We start from the raw sequence: 16,233 nt of genomic DNA, 5'->3' as shown, positions 1-16,233 counted from the left end.
GCACAAATCACGGAGCCCGCAATCGACCTACTGACTGGAAGACTGCGGGTTTTTCGTTTTTAGGCCGACCCGATTCATTATTAGTGACATTAGCAAGACAACAAGAGGAGCAACAGAATGGCAGTTGGACCAGGAACCTTACCCGACTTTTTCCCGGTAGCAGGTGTAAAGCTGGGCATTGCCAGCGCTGGCATTAAGAAGCCGGGGCGTAAGGACATAGTGGTGTTTGAGCTGGCACCGGGAAGCCGCGTTGCTGGTCTGTTCACTCGCAATCAATTCTGCGCTGCGCCGGTTACCCTCAGCCGCAAGCATCTGGCTGAGAAAGCGCCGCGTTATCTTTTGATTAACACAGGAAACGCGAACGCAGGAACAGGCAAACGTGGTATGGAGGATGCACTTGCCTGTTGCCAAGCTCTGGCACAGCAAGCCGGAGTTAGTGTCGCTGAGGTGCTGCCATATTCAACGGGCGTTATTGGCGAGCCTTTGCCTGTTCAGAAAATTGTGGGCGCATTGCCTGAAGCTCTATCTAGCACTGCGGATAACCGCTGGGCAGAAGCTGCGAGCGGCATTATGACTACAGATACCCGACCCAAGGGTGCATCGGTTCAAGTTGATCTAGGTGGCCACACAGCCACTATTTCCGGGATCAGTAAAGGTGCTGGCATGATACGCCCCAACATGGCCACCATGCTCGGCTTTATCGCCACCGACGCCCGTATTGCGCCGGATGCGCTACAGACTTTGGCGTCGGAATTGGGCGAGCAGTCTTTTAACCGAATTACCATCGATGGTGATACGTCCACTAACGATGCCTGCACGCTGATTGCCAGTGGCCAATATAGCGGCCCGGAAATCACTCTCGACAGCCCGCAACTCCACGCATTGCGAAACGCCTTAAAGAAGGTCTATTTAGACCTGGCTCACGCCATTGTGCGCGATGGCGAAGGCGCAACCAAGTTTATTACCATCCACGTTAGTGGTGCTGCAGCCCAGCAAGAAGCACTGGATGTAGCTTATACCGTAGCCCACTCGCCTCTGGTGAAGACTGCCCTGTTTGCATCGGACCCGAACTGGGGCCGGATTCTGGCGGCAGTTGGTCGGGCTGGTGTTGTCGACCTGAACGTGAGTGCTCTGGAAATCTATCTCGGAGACGTATGTCTGGTGAGAGACGGAGGTCGCGCTGAAGACTATTCCGAGGAGCGGGGGCAAGCGGTTATGGACCAGGAAGAGATCACGATCGCCATCGATCTTAAACGGGGCGAGGTTAGTGAGACCGTCTGGACCTGCGACTTTTCTCACGAATATGTCACCATCAACGCTGACTACCGAAGCTAAACATGGGTACAGCAGAACACAATACCCAGGAGGTTCATGTCGCGGTCGGCCTTATCGTTCGCGAGGGGCGCGTGTTGATTGCCCGCCGTCCGGATCATGTTCATCAGGGGGGCTTGTTGGAGTTTCCCGGTGGAAAAGTTGAGCCGGGGGAATCGGTGCAGGCAGCCTTGGTGCGTGAGATTGCCGAAGAGACCGGCTTAGAGATCCCGCGGGAGGCTCTGCGCCCGTTAATTGGTATCCGTCACGATTATGGCGACAAGCGTGTTTTTTTGGATGTTTGGAGAACGGAGCAGGCGCAGGGTGAAGCCCTTGGCCGCGAAGGGCAATCCATAGACTGGGTAAGCCCTGAGAGCTTGCGGGATGACGATTTCCCTGCTGCGAACCGGCCGATTATACGGGCTCTGAAGCTGCCTTCTTTATTGGCGATAATGGGCGATAGCCGTTCCGGCGATGAGGGTGCCCAGCACTTTCAACGCGCGCTATCAGGTCTGCCAAAGCAAGGTCCTTCAGCGCTGGTCGTACTGCGTGCGCCGGATATGACTGCGCAGAACTATGAATATCTAGCTGAGAAAGCTATGGAACTGTGCGATGCAGCGGGCGTTGGCCTTGTGCTGCATGGGTCGGTTGACGTGTTTGATGACAACCCGGATGCGGCCGGGTTGCACATGCCCTGGCGGGAAGCCGAAAAACTTAGGGCTAGGCCAGTACCTGATGGGGTGTGGTTTGGCGTTTCTTGCCATGATGCTCATGAAATAGAGCATGCTGCGGTCATCGGTGCTGATTATGTAACTTTAGGCCCGGTAAAACCGACAGCGACGCACCCCGGGGCCCCTTCGCTGGGGTGGGTAAAGTTTCATGATCTGGTAGCGCGTTCGCCCGTACCTGTTTTCGGGCTCGGTGGATTGGGCGTGGCCGATCTCGACGCAGTGTGGCAGGCGGGTGGTCAGGGCGTGGCCGGTATCCGCTACTGGTGGCCTGAAAGCTGACCTGAATTCGCCGCATAGAAGACTATCTCTGATATGCTCGGCCCGCTTGATCCTTTTTCACAAAGTAACGTATCAATAATTCATTGACTCTTACCCCCGGGAGACGCCGTGAGTAAATTAACCCATCTTGACGACAAGGGTGAAGCCCGCATGGTGGACGTTACGGAGAAAACCGTAACGGAGCGCGAGGCGCGCGCTGAAGCGACGATCCACATGGCAGAGGAAACTCTCAGAATGATCATCGATGGAGAGCACCCCAAGGGTGATGTGCTGGCCGTTGCTCGTATTGCCGGAATAATGGCGGCCAAGCGAACCCACGATCTGATTCCATTGTGCCATGCTCTGAACCTCACCTCAGTCAAGGTGGAGCTTACAGCGGGTGCAGACGGTGCGTCGGTGCATATACTTACCCGCTGCAAACTTTCCGGTCAAACCGGCGTTGAGATGGAAGCTTTGACAGCGGCCAGTATTGCAGCGCTAACGCTTTACGATATGTGCAAGGCTGTTGATAAGGGCATGGTGATTGGCAATGTGCGTCTGCTGGAGAAGAAAGGCGGTCGCAGCGGGCATTGGGTTGCCGCCGACCGCTGATGCCTGATGAGCGCTCCCGTGATAGAATACGCGCCCCGTTTTATTGAACCACGAGGAAAGACTGTGGCTGTTCGTTACATCGAGACCTGCCGGTTGCCGACCCCTTTCGGGGTGTTCGATATGCATGGCTTTGAGGAACCGGACACGGGAAAGGAGCATATTGCTCTAACTCTGGGGTCGTTGGACGGTGACGAACCCATGTTGGCCCGCACCCACTCCGAGTGCCTTACTGGCGACGCGCTTTATAGCATGCGTTGTGATTGTGGCTACCAGTTGGAAGAGGCTTTGCGCAGCATAGCCCGCGAAGGCCGTGGCATTTTGATGTATTTGCGTCAGGAAGGCCGGGGTATTGGCCTGCTCAACAAAATCCGTGCCTACCACCTGCAAGATCAGGGTGCGGACACAGTTGAAGCCAACGAGCGCTTGGGGTTTGCTGCAGATTTGCGTGATTACAGCATGTGTAAGGATATGCTCGCGCATCTAGGAATCAAAAGCTTGCGCCTGATGACAAACAACCCTCGTAAGGTTAAAGCCTTGACTTCTTATGGTATCGAAATAACCGAGAGAGTGCCGCTGCATGTAGGCCGCAACCCGCACAATGAGCAATATCTCGATACCAAACAGAGCAAGCTCGGGCACTGGTTGGAAACCCATCAGGATGATGACCCCCAGCAATAACCTCAGTCTTGAACGTGTATACAGAGATAAAAAAGCCCGCATCACGAATTGAACTGAGCGGGCTTTTTGCTTGTGAGTCACTAGATTACGCTTGAGAGGCGCCTTATTTGACAGCTTTCAGGCGCTGGTGCTGTAGGCGTTCCATTCTGGCGTTGATAGCTGCGAATAGCCCCTGAGCATCTAGCCCACAGTCTTTGAGTAACTCTTCGTGTTTGCCATGATCAATGAAGGTATCCGGCAACCCAAGTTGCAGTACGGGCATGGAAACTTCTTGTCTGTTCAGGAATTCCGTGACGGCGCTTCCTGCGCCACCTGCAACGGTGTTCTCTTCCAGCGTTACCAGCAGGTCGTGCTGTTCTGCGAGCTCCAGAACCAGTGCGTCGTCCAGAGGTTTAACGAAGCGCATGTCGGCTACCGTTGCCCCAAGCTTTTCAGCGGCTTCCAGCGCTGGTGTGAGTAGGGTGCCAAAATTGAGAATGGCGATGCTGCTGCCTTCACGAATCTTGCGCCCTTTACCGATTGCCACTGGGGTCAGTTCTTTTTGAATGTCCGCACCCGGCCCGGTTCCACGTGGATAGCGTACCGCTGCGGGCCCTTCAAACATTAGGCCAGTATGAAGTAGTTGGCGGGTTTCATTTTCATCTGATGGCGTCATTAACACCATGTTCGGGATGCAGCGCAGGTAACTGATATCGAAAGCGCCTGCATGGGTAGGGCCGTCCTCACCGACCAGTCCTGCACGGTCGATAGCGAAAAGCACATCCAAGTTCTGGATGGCTACGTCGTGAATCAGCTGATCGTACCCGCGCTGTAAAAATGTCGAGTAGATAGCAACTACCGGCTTGGCTCCATCACATGCCATGCCCGCTGCAAGCGTCACGGCGTGCTGCTCCGCAATGGCTACATCGAAATAACGATCGGGGAAGCGCTCGGAAAATGCCAGTAAATCCGAGCCTTCGCACATGGCGGGGGTGATGCCACTCACACGACCATCCAGTTCAGCAGCGTCACACAACCACTGGCCGAAAACGTTTGCGTACTTTTGTTTCGTCGCAACAGGCTTGACAGGTTCGGGTTTGCTCGCGGGTACCGGTTCAATCTTGTTGATAGCGTGGTAGCCAATAGGATCGGCTTCAGCCGGGGCGAATCCCTTGCCTTTGGTGGTCACCACATGAAGGAACTGGGGTCCGTCGAGTTCGCGGATATTTTCCAGCGTTTCAATGAGCAAAGGCAGGTCGTGGCCATCTATTGGACCAATGTAATTGAACCCAAGTTCTTCAAACAGGGTGCCCGGCACAATCATGCCTTTGAAGTGCTCTTCGGTTTTCTTTGCCAGCGCCATCAGGTGCGGTGCGCTCTGAAGAACCTTTTTGCTGCTATCGCGAACCTGATTGTAGGTGCGACTTGATAGCAGTTTGGCGAAATAATTAGACAGACCGCCGACATTGCGAGAAATCGACATGTCGTTATCGTTCAGAATGACCAACATGTCCGCGCGCAAGTGACCTGCGTGGTTCAGTGCTTCAAAAGCCATTCCGGCCGTCATGGCGCCATCGCCGATAACAGCGATGCTCTTGCGACCAGTTTCCTGCTGCCGAGCGGCTATCGCCATGCCCAGAGCGGCGCTAATAGAGGTGCTGGAGTGGCCCACACCAAAGGTGTCGTACTCGCTTTCAGCGCGCTTGGGGAAGCCTGCCAGGCCGTCTTTGCGACGAATGCTGCCCATACGGTCACGACGGCCTGTGAGAATTTTATGCGGGTAGGCCTGATGGCCCACATCCCATACCAGACGGTCCTCCGGTGTATTGAAAACGTAATGCAACGCCACGGTGAGTTCGAGCACACCAAGTCCTGCCCCGAAATGACCACCCGTCTGCCCAACAGACCACAACAGGAATGCCCGTAGTTCTCTGGCAAATTGAACAAGCTGGTCAGGCGGCACCTCCCGTAGTTGGGCGGGTACCTCAATCCGGTCGAGCAGCGGCGTATTAGGTCGCTGGGACGGGATTTCCTTGAAAATATAAGTATCCTGCATTTAATCGGGTCTTTTCCGGAATGTTCGGTAACTGGCTGGCATTATAGGGGAACAGTGGCAGCTATTTCACACCCTGTGCCTTATGTTACGAAATTGTACTTGGCCAACAGAAGGCTTAATGGGTTCTTGCCACCACATAGTCCGCCATGGCTCTGAGAGGGTCGGCCTCCGGTCCGAAATCCTGCAAGCTCTCAAGCGCGCTGCTGAGCAATGATGAAAGGTGTTCCCGTGCGCCTGCCAACCCCAGAAGAGCGGGGTAGGTGGGCTTTGCACGGGCGATGTCTGAGCCTTGGGGTTTCCCTATGGTTTCTGTATCGCCTTCAATGTCCAGAAGGTCATCCTGAACTTGAAAAGCCAGACCAAGGGCTTTGGCATAAGCCGTCAGTGCATCCAGAGATTGTTTGGTGACCCCGGGTGCTGTCAGTGCGCCAATGCGAACGCTGGCTTCAATCAGCGCGCCGGTTTTGTGTCTGTGCATACTCTCGAGCTGTGCCAGGGTCAGGCTTTTTCCTACCGACTCCAAGTCAATGGCCTGACCACCAACCATACCGCTGTGGCCACTTGCATGAGCCAGCTCCCGAATCATTGCGAGGCGCGCAGGCGCCTCTATTTCGGGAGCCTCAGCCAGCCATTCAAAGGCCAATGCCTGCAGGGCATCACCTGCAAGAATCGCTGTGGCTTCATCAAAGGCGATATGGGCAGTAGGCCGCCCCCGACGTAGTTCGTCGTTATCCATGGCCGGAAGGTCGTCATGCACAAGTGAATAGGCATGGATCAGCTCGACCGCACAGGCGGGCACCAAAGCGGCATCCATAGGTTGCCCCAAAGCGCTTGCGGCGGCCAGGCTTAGTGCTGGCCGAATTCGTTTCCCGCCGCCCAGAACACTGTATCGCATAGCTGCCTGGAGCCGCTCAGAGGTGGAGCCAGACGCAATACGGCGATCCAGCTCTGCGTCCACACGGCTGCGACAGGTTTCCAGGTATTCCATGGTAGACAGAGTTCCGTTATGCATCAGTCGGCGTCATCCGGAGAGAAGGGCCGGGTTTCAAGGCTGCCATCGTCGTTTTGTACCAGTTGTTCAACCCGCTGTTCGGCGTTTTTTAAGGCCTGCTGGCACGTGCGAGTTAGTTTTACACCGCGTTCGAAGGCCGTCAGGGACTGCTCAAGAGACAGCTCCCCCTGCTCAAGATTGCGAACCAGTGTTTCCAGCTCATCAAGGGACTTTTCAAAGTCGGCAATAGATGTGGCGTCTTGTTGACCGGCCATCGGTGGCCCTCCGATTGGGTGGACGAATTTTGTGGATTATATCAGAGGCTGAGCGCTATCGCTGCCAGTGGAACTCACGGTATTCCTCCGGCTGCCCTTCAGGCGCCCAGCTCTGTTCAGTAACATAAATCTCTCCGGAGTTCGATACGCTGACTATAGTCGTAGCGCGGGTGCCGTACTCGGTGCCGGTTATAAACGGTGATGAAAGAAAGCGCTCGGTGTCGCGGTGCACGCCGGTGTTGGGAAGCAAGTGGTCTGGTGCTGGTGTCGTGTCTTGTAGGAGCCCGGTAAGGTCTTTGTGCAGCATTTCTGCATCCTCCCGGGCAGACTTCACTGTGTGACCAACCGCTTCTCTCAAGCGCAGTAGTTTTGGCCAAGGCGTTTGGAGCAGGTGATTGCTCAGGCCATAGACCCCTCGGTAAATGCTGCGCCCGGGGTGCGCGTCGCGGTTGCTGTAGTACCAGCCAGAGTACCAGCCAGAGTTCTGGTCAGAGCACCAACCCTCGGTATTACCGAGGCGAACAAGATTGAAACCTGCGTAGCGTGTGGAAGTGGCCGACAAACTTTCTTGCAGCTGCACCTCGGGTTCCGCCAGAGCCCGAAGTGGGAGCTCTCCACGACTGATATGACCAGCTTCCGGTGAGCCTTCGCGAACGTTGGTCACTGCGCTTACCGAGCCTTCAGGGGACACCGCCAGCCAAGTGCCGCCGGATTTCAGATCCCTTCCAGAGAGCACCCGGTTACCCGCTTCGGTTGTCCACCAATCTAACGGTGCTGTAGGTCGGCGAAAAAACTCATCTCTATTAGCGGCAACCACCAAGGGAAAACGGGCACTCTGGCCAAGAGAAAATGCAATTAGGCACATGGGGAGCTGCTCTCTGAAGGCAATGGGTATTCGTTAATGCTGAAATTGTTGCTCATGTGTATCATACCAGCCTTGTTTTCCCGGATGTGTGAGAGTGTATGTCCCTGTTATCCGTATTTGCCATCTATATGGTGCTCGGTGCGTTCGCCGGCACTCTTGCAGGCCTTTTCGGGATTGGTGGTGGTCTTATTATTGTGCCGGTACTGATTTTCAGTTTCGGGGCTCAGGGCTTTAGTCTGGAAATTGCGGCACATATGGCCGTTGGAACCTCATTGGCGACCATTGTGTTCACCTCCCTTAGTTCCATTCGCTCCCACCACGGTCACGGGGCGATCCGCTGGGATGTGTTCCGGCCAATGGCTTTCGGCATTGTAGCAGGCGCGCTTATAGGCGCCTGGACAGCGGCGCTGTTAAGCGGAGCCATGCTGGAACTTATTATCGGTGTGTTTGTCATTCTCGTCGGGCTGAAAATGCTGTTCGAAGTAAACCCCTCGCCCAGCAGAAATGTTGCAGGTAAAGTCGGCCTTGCCGGTGCCGGTGCAGGTATTGGATGGGCTTCAGCTATTTTCGGGATAGGCGGCGGAACGCTAACGGTGCCTTATTTGAGCTGGAGCAATGTTCGCATGCAGCAGGCGGTAGGCACCTCTGCGGCCTGTGGGCTGCCGATTGCGGTTGCGGGTGCCGTGGGCAATGTCTGGACAGGGTGGAGTGAACCAGCCCTGCCTGAATACAGCTTTGGTTATATCTATTTACCGGCATTGATCGGGATTATTCTTACCAGCGTGCTGTTTGCACGTGTGGGAGCGAATTTGGCGCACCGGCTTAACGCCAAAGTTTTGAAACGCGTGTTTGCCATCCTGCTTCTGCTGGTTGGCCTTCGTTTTTTACTGAGCTAAGAGGTTATTGATGCTTCAGCATCCACAGATAGATCCGGTCGCCATCGCTATAGGTCCCTTAAAAATTCACTGGTACGGACTTACCTATCTAGTCGGTTTTCTCGCGGGCTGGTGGCTGGGCAGGCTGCGCACACGCAAGCCTTGGGCTCCAATCACCGAAGAGCAAATGGGTGACCTTCTGTTTTACCTTGCCCTTGGGGTCATTCTTGGCGGCCGCTTCGGCTATGTGATCTTCTATAACTTCGACAGCTTTCTGGCCGACCCCTTATGGCTACTGCGGGTATGGGAAGGCGGCATGTCCTTCCACGGTGGCTTGCTGGGGGTTATGTTTGCCATGTGGTGGTATGGCCGCAAAGTTGGCACTGGCTTCTGGCGCCTCGCTGACTTTGTTGCACCCTTGGTGCCCGTTGGTCTTGGGGCTGGGCGAATTGGCAACTTCATCAACGGCGAACTCTGGGGCAAACCTACGGATGTGCCTTGGGGCATGGTGTTTCGCCAAGCGCCGGATGCCTTAGCTCGCCACCCATCTCAGCTCTATCAGTTTGCACTCGAGGGCGTGGTATTTTTCATTATCCTCTGGTGGTTCTCATCAAAGCCACGCCCCAAGATGGCCGTATCTGGCCTGTTCTTGATTTGTTACGGAATTTTCCGTTTTATGGTGGAGTTCGTGCGCCAGCCTGATGCCCAGCTTGGCTATTTAGCATTCGACTGGCTCACCATGGGGCAGGTGCTTTCCTTCCCGATGATTTTGGCTGGCGTGGTTCTGATGTCCATTGCTTACCGGAGAAACGCAGAATGAAAGCCTATCTCGATCTGATGCGCGATGTGGTCGATAACGGTTACGACAAAGGCGACCGCACCGGCGTTGGTACGCGCTCAGTTTTCGGGCGCCAGATTCGTTTTAACCTCCAGGATGGTTTTCCGCTGGTAACCACCAAAAAGGTGCACCTGCGCAGCATAATCTATGAACTGCTCTGGTTCCTGAAAGGCTCCACAGACAACAACTGGCTGAAAGAACGTAAAGTCTCCATCTGGAACGAGTGGGCGTTGGAAAACGGCGACCTCGGCCCCATTTACGGCAAACAGTGGCGCAGCTGGGAGTGCCCGGATGGCCGGGTAGTGGATCAGATTAGCGAAGTCATCGACCAGATTCGCAACAAACCAAATTCCCGACGTCTGATCGTGTCTGCGTGGAACCCGGCAGAGCTTCCGGATGAATCGATTGGCCCTCAGGAAAATGCCGAGAAAGGCCTTATGGCGCTGGCTCCTTGCCATTGCCTGTTCCAGTTCTACGTGCTCGACGGCAAGCTCTCCTGCCAGCTTTACCAACGCAGTGCTGACCTGTTTCTGGGGGTGCCGTTCAATATTGCATCCTATGCGCTCCTGACCCACATGATCGCTCAACAATGTGATCTGGGCGTTGGTGAGTTCGTTCATACCTTTGGTGATTGCCACCTGTATCAAAACCACCTCACCGATGACATAGTTTTCGAACAGCTAAAGCGTGAGCCGAAAGCTCTCCCTAAGCTAGTCATCAAGCGTAAGCCAGATTCCATTTTCGATTATGAACTGGAAGACTTCGAATTCGAGGGCTACGACCCATATCCCGGGATCAAAGCCCCTATCGCAATATAGATCAGGCAGGCTTCCCCTAAAGTTTGATCGCAAGGGTGCGGGAAGGGCTGTCCAAAAATGTGCGGAGCCATGGGTGGAGTGCGAAGCACTTCACGGGCAAGCCATGGAAGGCTTGCCCCGGACCTTTAGTGCGACGCAGGAGCAGTAAGCGCTAAAGGGCGGAGCCAAGCGTACACGGACGTATTCACAGCGTTTTTTGGACAGCCCTTCCCGCCACTCAACTCTGAGGAACATTATGCGCAAGGCACTCATAGTAGCCATGTCCCGAAACCGCGTTATTGGTAAAAATAACAATCTGCCTTGGTATTTGCCGGGCGACCTGAAGTACTTCAAGCAAGCCACCATGGGCAAGCCCATCATCATGGGCCGTAAAACCTGGGACTCTATAGGCAGACCGCTGCCCGGCCGAATGAACGTAGTTATTTCGAGAAACGCAGACCGGGAAGCACCCGCAGGAACCACGAGCGCAAAATCACTGGACGAAGCCCTGATAAAAGCCGAAGCACAGGCCGAGTTGGACGGTATCGATGAGGTAATGATAATCGGGGGAGGGCAAATCTACACAGAAGCGCTACCCATGGTAGACCGCATCTATATTACGCAGGTGCACGCCGAAGTGGATGGCGATGCGTATTTTCCTGAAGTGAACTGGGATGAGTGGGAAGAAATCGGACGGGAGGATTTCTCCGCGTCCGATAATAACCCTTACGACTACAGCTTTGTCGTCTATCAGCGCTTGGCGTCTGACTGACGAGGAGGCCGCTTGCCCGCAGGCTTGCCGCCTTTGCCAGGTGGCTTGCCACGAGCACCAGCGCCACCAGGGCCGCCGCGGCCTTTGTAGCCACCTTTTTGCGGCCCCTTGCGAAACTCTCCTGAACGACCGCCACCCTTACGGTCACGGCGTGCGGGTGCAGACGCAGAGACTACCGGCAGCGCCTCTGGCTGCTCCAGCGGCAACGAACCAGGCTGCATAGCTTCCATCCAGCAGGCCAAAGCGCCCGCTACCATGGCAATGTCCATTTCGTTGCGCTCGGCGATTTCATCCAGCAAAGCCATGGATTTTGCGAGCTTTTTATCCTCGGCAAAGCCCAGTAGTTGGCTCTCGAACTGCTCTTCGCGCATTTTCTTCAGTTCAACCGGCGAAGGCAGCTCATAAGCCACCATGGGCGAGTTGGTGGCACGCTCAAGAGTGCGCAGCCAGCTCCGCTCACGGGGAGTTACCAGCAAAATCGCCTTGCCAGTACGCCCGGCGCGCCCTGTGCGGCCAACCCGGTGGATATAGGCTTCCGTATCGTAGGGCACATCATAGTTGATAACGTGAGTGATTCTGGGAACGTCCAAACCACGGGCGGCTACATCGGTAGCGACAATGATGTCTTTCTTACCGCGTTTCAGGTCTTCAACCGTCTGTTCGCGCTGGCGCTGGTTCAGGTCGCCATTCAACGGCGCCACTGCGTGCCCGCGGGCACTGAGCTTTTCAGCCAAAAGCGTGGTTTCTGCTTTAGTCCGTACAAAGATAATCGCAGCCTCAATAGGCTCGACTTCAAGAATACGAGTTAGTGCATCCAGCTTACGCTCTGCATACACGGGAAGAACAAACTGGGAAATGCGCTCTACGGTACGAGTTTCGCTTTCGATTTTCACTTCAACCGCATCGCTAAGATAAGTCTGGGCGACCTTCTTAATTTGCGGTGGCATAGTGGCGGAGAACAGTGCGCGCTGACAGTTTTCCGGTGTCTTGGCAAGAATGGCTTCTACATCATCAATGAAGCCCATGCGCAGCATTTCATCGGCTTCATCGAGAACCAAGGCTTTTAGATTGCCCAGTCTCAAGGTGCCTTTGCGAAGATGGTCGAGCATACGGCCGGGCGTACCAACAATAACCTGTGCACCGCGTTTAAGGCCTTTAATTTGAGGATAAAAATCCTGACCGCCGTAAATCGGCAACACGTGAAAGTTGCGGTATTTAGCGGCGTAAGAAGTAAAGGCTTCTGCAACCTGAATGGCCAGCTCCCTTGTGGGGGCCAAAACCAGAATTTGAGGTTCGCTTATTGAGGCATCAATTCGGCTTAGCAGCGGTAATGCGAAGGCAGCGGTTTTACCCGTGCCGGTCTGGGCAACGCCCAGTAAGTGTTTGCCAGCGAGCAGTGCGGGAATGCACTGGGCCTGGATGGGCGTTGGGTTTTCGTAACCAATAGCGGATACAGCTTCAAGTACGGCTGGATCCAGCCCCAGTTCGGCAAAGGACAATTCAGACATTGATTTACTCGGTATTCGGGAGGTAGAGCATTGCCGGGCAATGCATTATGTGGCGATATTATAACCGCTTTTTGCCGGATTTAATACGTAAAATCTTTGGCAACCTGTAGGTAGTTGCCGGGGCGCTGTCATTGCATTGCAATCGCGTTTTGGGCAGTCTTTAGACCTCCACCGATAGGTTGCTAACAGGAAAGCACTATGACCTTTGATGAATTGATGACTGCTGGCCGTGCCAGCAATGAGTTGGTGATGCCCGCAACTTGGTCGCAGGGGCGCGCAACCTTCGGCGGTCTGGCAACCGGCTTGCTATTTGACCGAATGGAGCGAGCGGTAGCCGATAGTAGGCCTATGCGGTCCATGAATGTCTCATTTGTGGCGCCGGTAGAAGCGGGTGTGCCAGCCTTATTTGAAGTGCAAATTCTGCGCGAAGGTAGTTCCGTGAGCCAAGTCGAGGGTCGGATTATCCAGAACGGAGAGCCCCGATTGATCTGTATTGGTGCCTTTGCGGGTGACAGGGAGTCCATAGTACAGGTTGACGGAGAACCCGCTCCCGATGCAAAACCGGTGGATCAATGCCAGAGCTTGCCATTTATTGAAGGTGTAACCCCCGGTTTCATAGGTTATATAGAAATGCGTTGGGCCTACGGTAGCATGCCATTTACCGGTGGGAGCGGTCGGGAAATGGGTGGCTGGATGCGGTTCCGGGAAGTGCCAAAAACACTTACCGATGCCCACATAGTGGCGCTGGTCGACGCTTGGCCTGCGCCTGTTCTGCAGCACTTTAAATCTGCTGTGCCAGCCAGTTCATTGTCCTGGGCTTTGGATATCATTCACCCGAGACCAGCTTTGAAGGCCGACGATTGGCTGTTGTACAAGGCGAGCATTGAACAGGCGGGAGATGGCTACTGCCATTTCAACGCCCGGGTATGGACCCCGCGCGGAGAGTTGTTGGCAGTCAGCCGCCAGACGGTCACAGTCTTTGGTTAAATGGCGCTGTTTCTCTCTGGCTAAATGGCGGCTCAGGCCGCTATTTCAGCTTTGAGTGCGTCGATAATGATGCGCGCAAAGTCCTCTGGAGAGTCTTCCTGTAGAAAATGCCCGCCGCGCAAGGTGATGTGAGGCTGCCCGAGTGCGCCGGGAATGCGGCGCTGCATGTATCGGTCTCCACCACGGGTTATAGGGTCGCCGCTGCTAAAACAGGTAATAAAGGGCTTGCGCCATTTTTCCAGAACTTTCCAGGCGGCTTTATTTGCGCTGCTTGACGGATCTTCAGGTGATATGGGCACCAGTTTAGGGAATGCGCGCGCACCGGCTTTGTACTCGGTGGAAGGGAAGGGCGCTTCGTAGGCTGCTAATTCGTATTTGTTCAGCGTGCGTTCAGTGCCTAGCTGTACAATCCTGCTAACCGGAAACCATGGGCTGTGAGTAGCAAAGGCTTTCCATACGCTGAATGTTGCAGGCGCACGCACTTCACCTGTCGGTAGCATGCCGTTGCCAACAATGATGCGCTGGAACCGGTCTGGTAGCTCAGTCGCAAGCCTTAATCCGAGTAGTGAACCCCAGTTTTGGCAGACCAGAGTGATATTCCGAAGATCCAGAGCTTCGAGCCAGTGGGTGAGCCATGCCAGATGGCGATCGTAACTGTAGTCGTTTACGGATGCAGGCTTGTCGGATTTGCCAAAACCCACCAGATCTGGCGCCAATACGCGGTGGCCTGCCGAAGCAACGATTGGGATCATGTGGCGGTAAAGGTATGACCAGGATGGCTCTCCATGCAGCATAAGAACGGGCGATGCGCCAGTTGGGCCCTCATCAACATAGTGCATTCGGAGGCCGGGCTCGACATCCAGATAATGGGGAGTAAACGGGTAATCTGGAAGGTCTGCGAAGCGGTCTTCGTCGGTTCTCAGAATACGCATGCCATCGACTGTCCTAACTGATTGGTTGCGTGATTGCTGCGGGTTCTCTTTTCGGAACCGGTACAGCAATCTTCAGCCAATAGGATAAATCAGTTCGAGGGCCGGTGTGTTTGAGTTGCGTAACAGAGCGTTGCTGCTTTGAATCAGGAATTGTTCGGGTCGACGATCGGCCGCCGGTTCGAGCGCTTATCCTCCCAGCTAAGGTCTTTGGGATCGTACCACCCTATGGCGTTGAGCACTTTTTCACGGGTTGCGGCAGAAAGGGTTGGCCAGAGTTCTTGGAAATCATCCAGCCCCTGATCGCGCATCCTTTGCTGTTTGCTCTGAAGACGGTTAATAATTCGCGGCAGTTGCAGGGCTTCCCCCAACTGTCCCGGCACCAGCACTTCTTGGCCCAAGACCTTTTTGCGGTGGGTTCTGGCTGCCAAAACCCGGCGCAACTCTGCAGCGGCCTCCAAGGCCGTTTCCGTGTTAAAGGTTTCCAGTTCCAATGCCGTGACCTGTTTAATAGTTAATCAACAACTTTTCACTATAACCTGAAGCATGCACGAGTGGCCATGAGGTCGTGGTAGGCTATTGCGCCACTGAATCTGACAGGGACAAAGCAGAACTATGTACGCAAAACTTGAGACGCGGACCTTTCTTGCCATGCTGGTAGGAGTATCTCTGGCTTTCGTGCTTCTTATGAAGCCTTTTATTGGCCCTATCTTCTGGGCCATCGCCATTGCCTTGATTTTTCACCCGCTGCAGGTTTTTCTGGTGCGCAAACTTGGTGATCGGCCCAACGTGAATGCGTTGATCACGCTAACAATTTGCATGTTGATTGTCGTAATTCCTGTGTTGATACTGGTTACGTCTCTGGTGGCGGAGGGATTGGGTATTTATCAGAAAATTCAGGAAGGAGAGATAAAGCCCGGAGAATATATCGATCAGGTGAACCAATCTTTTCCAGCCATACAGGCATTCCTTGCGCAATTTGATATTAACTTTAGCGAAATTCGTGATCGGGTTGTTAGCCTATTTGTGGGTGGTAGCCAGTTTCTAGCCAAGCAGGCGTTAGGCATAGGCCAAAACACTTTCCAGTTTTTCCTCGGACTGGCACTTATGGTTTATCTGGCATTCTTTCTGTTGCGCGATGGCAGCAAATTGATTGACCTGATGATCCGGGCACTGCCTCTGGGGGATGAGCGCGAGCGGTTGCTGTTTGCAAAGTTCGCCGAAGTGACCCGTGCGACAGTTAAGGGCAACTTGTTGATTGCCATTATTCAGGGGGCCCTGGGAGGCATCATTTTTTGGATTCTCGGCATTACAGGGGCTCTGCTTTGGGGAGTGGTTATGGCCATCTTTTCGCTGCTTCCCGCAGTAGGTGCTGCGCTGGTGTGGGTGCCTGCCGCAATTTATCTTGCCGCTGTGGGCGATATTATTCAGGCAGTGGTGTTGACGGTATTTGGCGTAGTTGTGATAGGGCTGGCGGATAATATTTTGCGACCGATTATGGTAGGTAGGGATACAAAACTACCGGATTACATTGTGCTGCTATCAACGTTGGGTGGCTTGGCCATGTTCGGCATTAACGGCTTCGTGATGGGCCCACTTGTTGCGGCTCTGTTCATGGCGTTCTGGGGAATATTTATTCGGGAGTTCAGTGAAGAGTCGCAAAAGGTTGGAATGACGGGAGGTGATGTCGATTAAGGCGACATGAGACAAAAGTATGTTAGGCTTTCATGAAAGACGCCTCAGCCTGTGGAGATTGGCACCACATAACAAG

17 protein-coding genes are annotated in these 16,233 nt (G+C 54.4%); 10 read left to right on the top strand and 7 right to left on the bottom strand.

All coding sequences use genetic code 11. The annotated features are described in order from the left end of the window. Nucleotides 1-117 precede the first annotated feature (117 nt). The 4 genes from argJ (at nucleotide 118) to ribA (ending at nucleotide 3,590) form a co-directional block, all read left to right on the top strand. Nucleotides 118-1,335: a bifunctional glutamate N-acetyltransferase/amino-acid acetyltransferase ArgJ gene (argJ, locus tag FE845_RS17670; protein WP_200367662.1), complete on the top strand. Its 1,218-nt coding sequence runs from the start codon at nucleotides 118-120 to the stop codon at nucleotides 1,333-1,335. 2 nt (nucleotides 1,336-1,337) lie between these two features. After that, a complete protein-coding gene (locus FE845_RS17665; protein ID WP_200367660.1) occupies nucleotides 1,338-2,321 on the top strand; it encodes a Nudix family hydrolase in 984 nt (327 codons plus the stop codon). 108 nt (nucleotides 2,322-2,429) lie between these two features. Further along, entirely contained in the window at nucleotides 2,430-2,912 is a 483-nt protein-coding gene (gene moaC, locus FE845_RS17660) for a cyclic pyranopterin monophosphate synthase MoaC (RefSeq protein ID WP_200367658.1), read from the top strand. Nucleotides 2,913-2,975: 63 nt separating this feature from the next. Further along, nucleotides 2,976-3,590, top strand: coding sequence for a GTP cyclohydrolase II (gene ribA / locus FE845_RS17655; RefSeq protein ID WP_200367647.1), 615 nt, complete (start codon nucleotides 2,976-2,978; stop codon nucleotides 3,588-3,590). A gap of 103 nt (nucleotides 3,591-3,693) precedes the next feature. Here ribA and dxs read toward each other — a convergent pair whose 3' ends face one another. The 4 genes from dxs to FE845_RS17635 form a co-directional block, all read right to left on the bottom strand. Further along, nucleotides 3,694-5,625: a 1-deoxy-D-xylulose-5-phosphate synthase gene (gene dxs, locus FE845_RS17650; protein ID WP_200367641.1), complete on the bottom strand. Its 1,932-nt coding sequence runs from the start codon at nucleotides 5,623-5,625 to the stop codon at nucleotides 3,694-3,696. A gap of 115 nt (nucleotides 5,626-5,740) precedes the next feature. Then, nucleotides 5,741-6,637, bottom strand: coding sequence for a (2E,6E)-farnesyl diphosphate synthase (gene ispA, locus FE845_RS17645; protein ID WP_200367640.1), 897 nt, complete (start codon nucleotides 6,635-6,637; stop codon nucleotides 5,741-5,743). After that, nucleotides 6,637-6,891 carry an exodeoxyribonuclease VII small subunit gene (locus FE845_RS17640; protein WP_200367639.1) on the bottom strand — a complete coding sequence of 85 codons (255 nt, stop codon included), beginning with the start codon at nucleotides 6,889-6,891 and terminating at the stop codon, nucleotides 6,637-6,639. Before FE845_RS17640 ends, ispA begins: the two co-directional genes overlap by 1 nt. 55 nt (nucleotides 6,892-6,946) lie before the next feature. Continuing rightward, nucleotides 6,947-7,756, bottom strand: a complete 810-nt coding sequence (locus FE845_RS17635) for an NRDE family protein (protein ID WP_200367638.1) — start codon at nucleotides 7,754-7,756, stop codon at nucleotides 6,947-6,949. A gap of 98 nt (nucleotides 7,757-7,854) precedes the next feature. On the opposite strand from FE845_RS17635, the gene FE845_RS17630 reads away from it, so the two are divergent. From FE845_RS17630 to FE845_RS17615, 4 genes are all read left to right on the top strand, one after another. After that, nucleotides 7,855-8,652, top strand: a complete 798-nt coding sequence (locus FE845_RS17630; RefSeq protein WP_200367637.1) for a sulfite exporter TauE/SafE family protein — start codon at nucleotides 7,855-7,857, stop codon at nucleotides 8,650-8,652. A gap of 10 nt (nucleotides 8,653-8,662) precedes the next feature. Next, nucleotides 8,663-9,451: a prolipoprotein diacylglyceryl transferase gene (lgt, locus tag FE845_RS17625; protein WP_200367636.1), complete on the top strand. Its 789-nt coding sequence runs from the start codon at nucleotides 8,663-8,665 to the stop codon at nucleotides 9,449-9,451. Beyond that, entirely contained in the window at nucleotides 9,448-10,287 is an 840-nt protein-coding gene (locus FE845_RS17620) for a thymidylate synthase (RefSeq protein WP_200367635.1), read from the top strand. The genes lgt and FE845_RS17620 overlap by 4 nt, the downstream gene beginning before the upstream one ends. Nucleotides 10,288-10,522: 235 nt before the next feature. Further along, on the top strand, nucleotides 10,523-11,038 hold the full coding sequence (locus tag FE845_RS17615; protein ID WP_200367634.1) for a dihydrofolate reductase: 516 nt from the start codon (nucleotides 10,523-10,525) through the stop codon (nucleotides 11,036-11,038). Here the strand turns inward: FE845_RS17615 and FE845_RS17610 are convergent. Beyond that, nucleotides 11,017-12,546 carry a DEAD/DEAH box helicase gene (locus FE845_RS17610; protein WP_200367633.1) on the bottom strand — a complete coding sequence of 510 codons (1,530 nt, stop codon included), beginning with the start codon at nucleotides 12,544-12,546 and terminating at the stop codon, nucleotides 11,017-11,019. The two genes, FE845_RS17615 and FE845_RS17610, sit on opposite strands and share 22 nt — an antisense overlap. A 198-nt stretch (nucleotides 12,547-12,744) precedes the next feature. On the opposite strand from FE845_RS17610, the gene FE845_RS17605 reads away from it, so the two are divergent. Next, nucleotides 12,745-13,533, top strand: a complete 789-nt coding sequence (locus FE845_RS17605) for an acyl-CoA thioesterase (protein ID WP_200367632.1) — start codon at nucleotides 12,745-12,747, stop codon at nucleotides 13,531-13,533. Nucleotides 13,534-13,565: 32 nt separating this feature from the next. On the opposite strand, the gene FE845_RS17600 is transcribed toward FE845_RS17605, so the two are convergent. Together FE845_RS17600 and FE845_RS17595 are read right to left on the bottom strand one after the other, a co-directional pair. Next, entirely contained in the window at nucleotides 13,566-14,465 is a 900-nt protein-coding gene (locus tag FE845_RS17600; protein ID WP_200367631.1) for a haloalkane dehalogenase, read from the bottom strand. 143 nt (nucleotides 14,466-14,608) lie between these two features. Beyond that, nucleotides 14,609-14,956: a hypothetical protein gene (locus FE845_RS17595; protein ID WP_200367630.1), complete on the bottom strand. Its 348-nt coding sequence runs from the start codon at nucleotides 14,954-14,956 to the stop codon at nucleotides 14,609-14,611. 121 nt (nucleotides 14,957-15,077) lie between these two features. On the opposite strand from FE845_RS17595, the gene FE845_RS17590 reads away from it, so the two are divergent. After that, a complete protein-coding gene (locus tag FE845_RS17590; RefSeq protein WP_200367628.1) occupies nucleotides 15,078-16,157 on the top strand; it encodes an AI-2E family transporter in 1,080 nt (359 codons plus the stop codon). Nucleotides 16,158-16,233: the final 76 nt, after the last annotated feature.

The organism is Marinobacter sp. 1-4A (assembly GCF_016597725.1).
Classification (GTDB): domain Bacteria; phylum Pseudomonadota; class Gammaproteobacteria; order Pseudomonadales; family Oleiphilaceae; genus Marinobacter.
Note: the sequence above shows the minus strand (reverse complement) of the source record. Positions and strands in the feature narration are given on the sequence as shown.

What these genes read in the sequence shown, in the direction of transcription:
- ispA (WP_200367640.1), bottom strand. Translation starts at nt 6,637, where the DNA reads ATGCATAACGGAACTCTGTCTACCATGGAATACCTGGAAACCTGTCGC.
- lgt (WP_200367636.1), top strand. Translation starts at nt 8,663, where the DNA reads ATGCTTCAGCATCCACAGATAGATCCGGTCGCCATCGCTATAGGTCCC.
- FE845_RS17665 (WP_200367660.1), top strand. Translation starts at nt 1,338, where the DNA reads ATGGGTACAGCAGAACACAATACCCAGGAGGTTCATGTCGCGGTCGGC.
- FE845_RS17605 (WP_200367632.1), top strand. Translation starts at nt 12,745, where the DNA reads ATGACCTTTGATGAATTGATGACTGCTGGCCGTGCCAGCAATGAGTTG.
- FE845_RS17635 (WP_200367638.1), bottom strand. Translation starts at nt 7,756, where the DNA reads ATGTGCCTAATTGCATTTTCTCTTGGCCAGAGTGCCCGTTTTCCCTTG.
- FE845_RS17590 (WP_200367628.1), top strand. Translation starts at nt 15,078, where the DNA reads ATGTACGCAAAACTTGAGACGCGGACCTTTCTTGCCATGCTGGTAGGA.
- FE845_RS17640 (WP_200367639.1), bottom strand. Translation starts at nt 6,891, where the DNA reads ATGGCCGGTCAACAAGACGCCACATCTATTGCCGACTTTGAAAAGTCC.
- FE845_RS17615 (WP_200367634.1), top strand. Translation starts at nt 10,523, where the DNA reads ATGCGCAAGGCACTCATAGTAGCCATGTCCCGAAACCGCGTTATTGGT.
- argJ (WP_200367662.1), top strand. Translation starts at nt 118, where the DNA reads ATGGCAGTTGGACCAGGAACCTTACCCGACTTTTTCCCGGTAGCAGGT.
- FE845_RS17630 (WP_200367637.1), top strand. Translation starts at nt 7,855, where the DNA reads ATGTCCCTGTTATCCGTATTTGCCATCTATATGGTGCTCGGTGCGTTC.
- FE845_RS17610 (WP_200367633.1), bottom strand. Translation starts at nt 12,546, where the DNA reads ATGTCTGAATTGTCCTTTGCCGAACTGGGGCTGGATCCAGCCGTACTT.
- dxs (WP_200367641.1), bottom strand. Translation starts at nt 5,625, where the DNA reads ATGCAGGATACTTATATTTTCAAGGAAATCCCGTCCCAGCGACCTAAT.
- FE845_RS17600 (WP_200367631.1), bottom strand. Translation starts at nt 14,465, where the DNA reads ATGCGTATTCTGAGAACCGACGAAGACCGCTTCGCAGACCTTCCAGAT.
- FE845_RS17620 (WP_200367635.1), top strand. Translation starts at nt 9,448, where the DNA reads ATGAAAGCCTATCTCGATCTGATGCGCGATGTGGTCGATAACGGTTAC.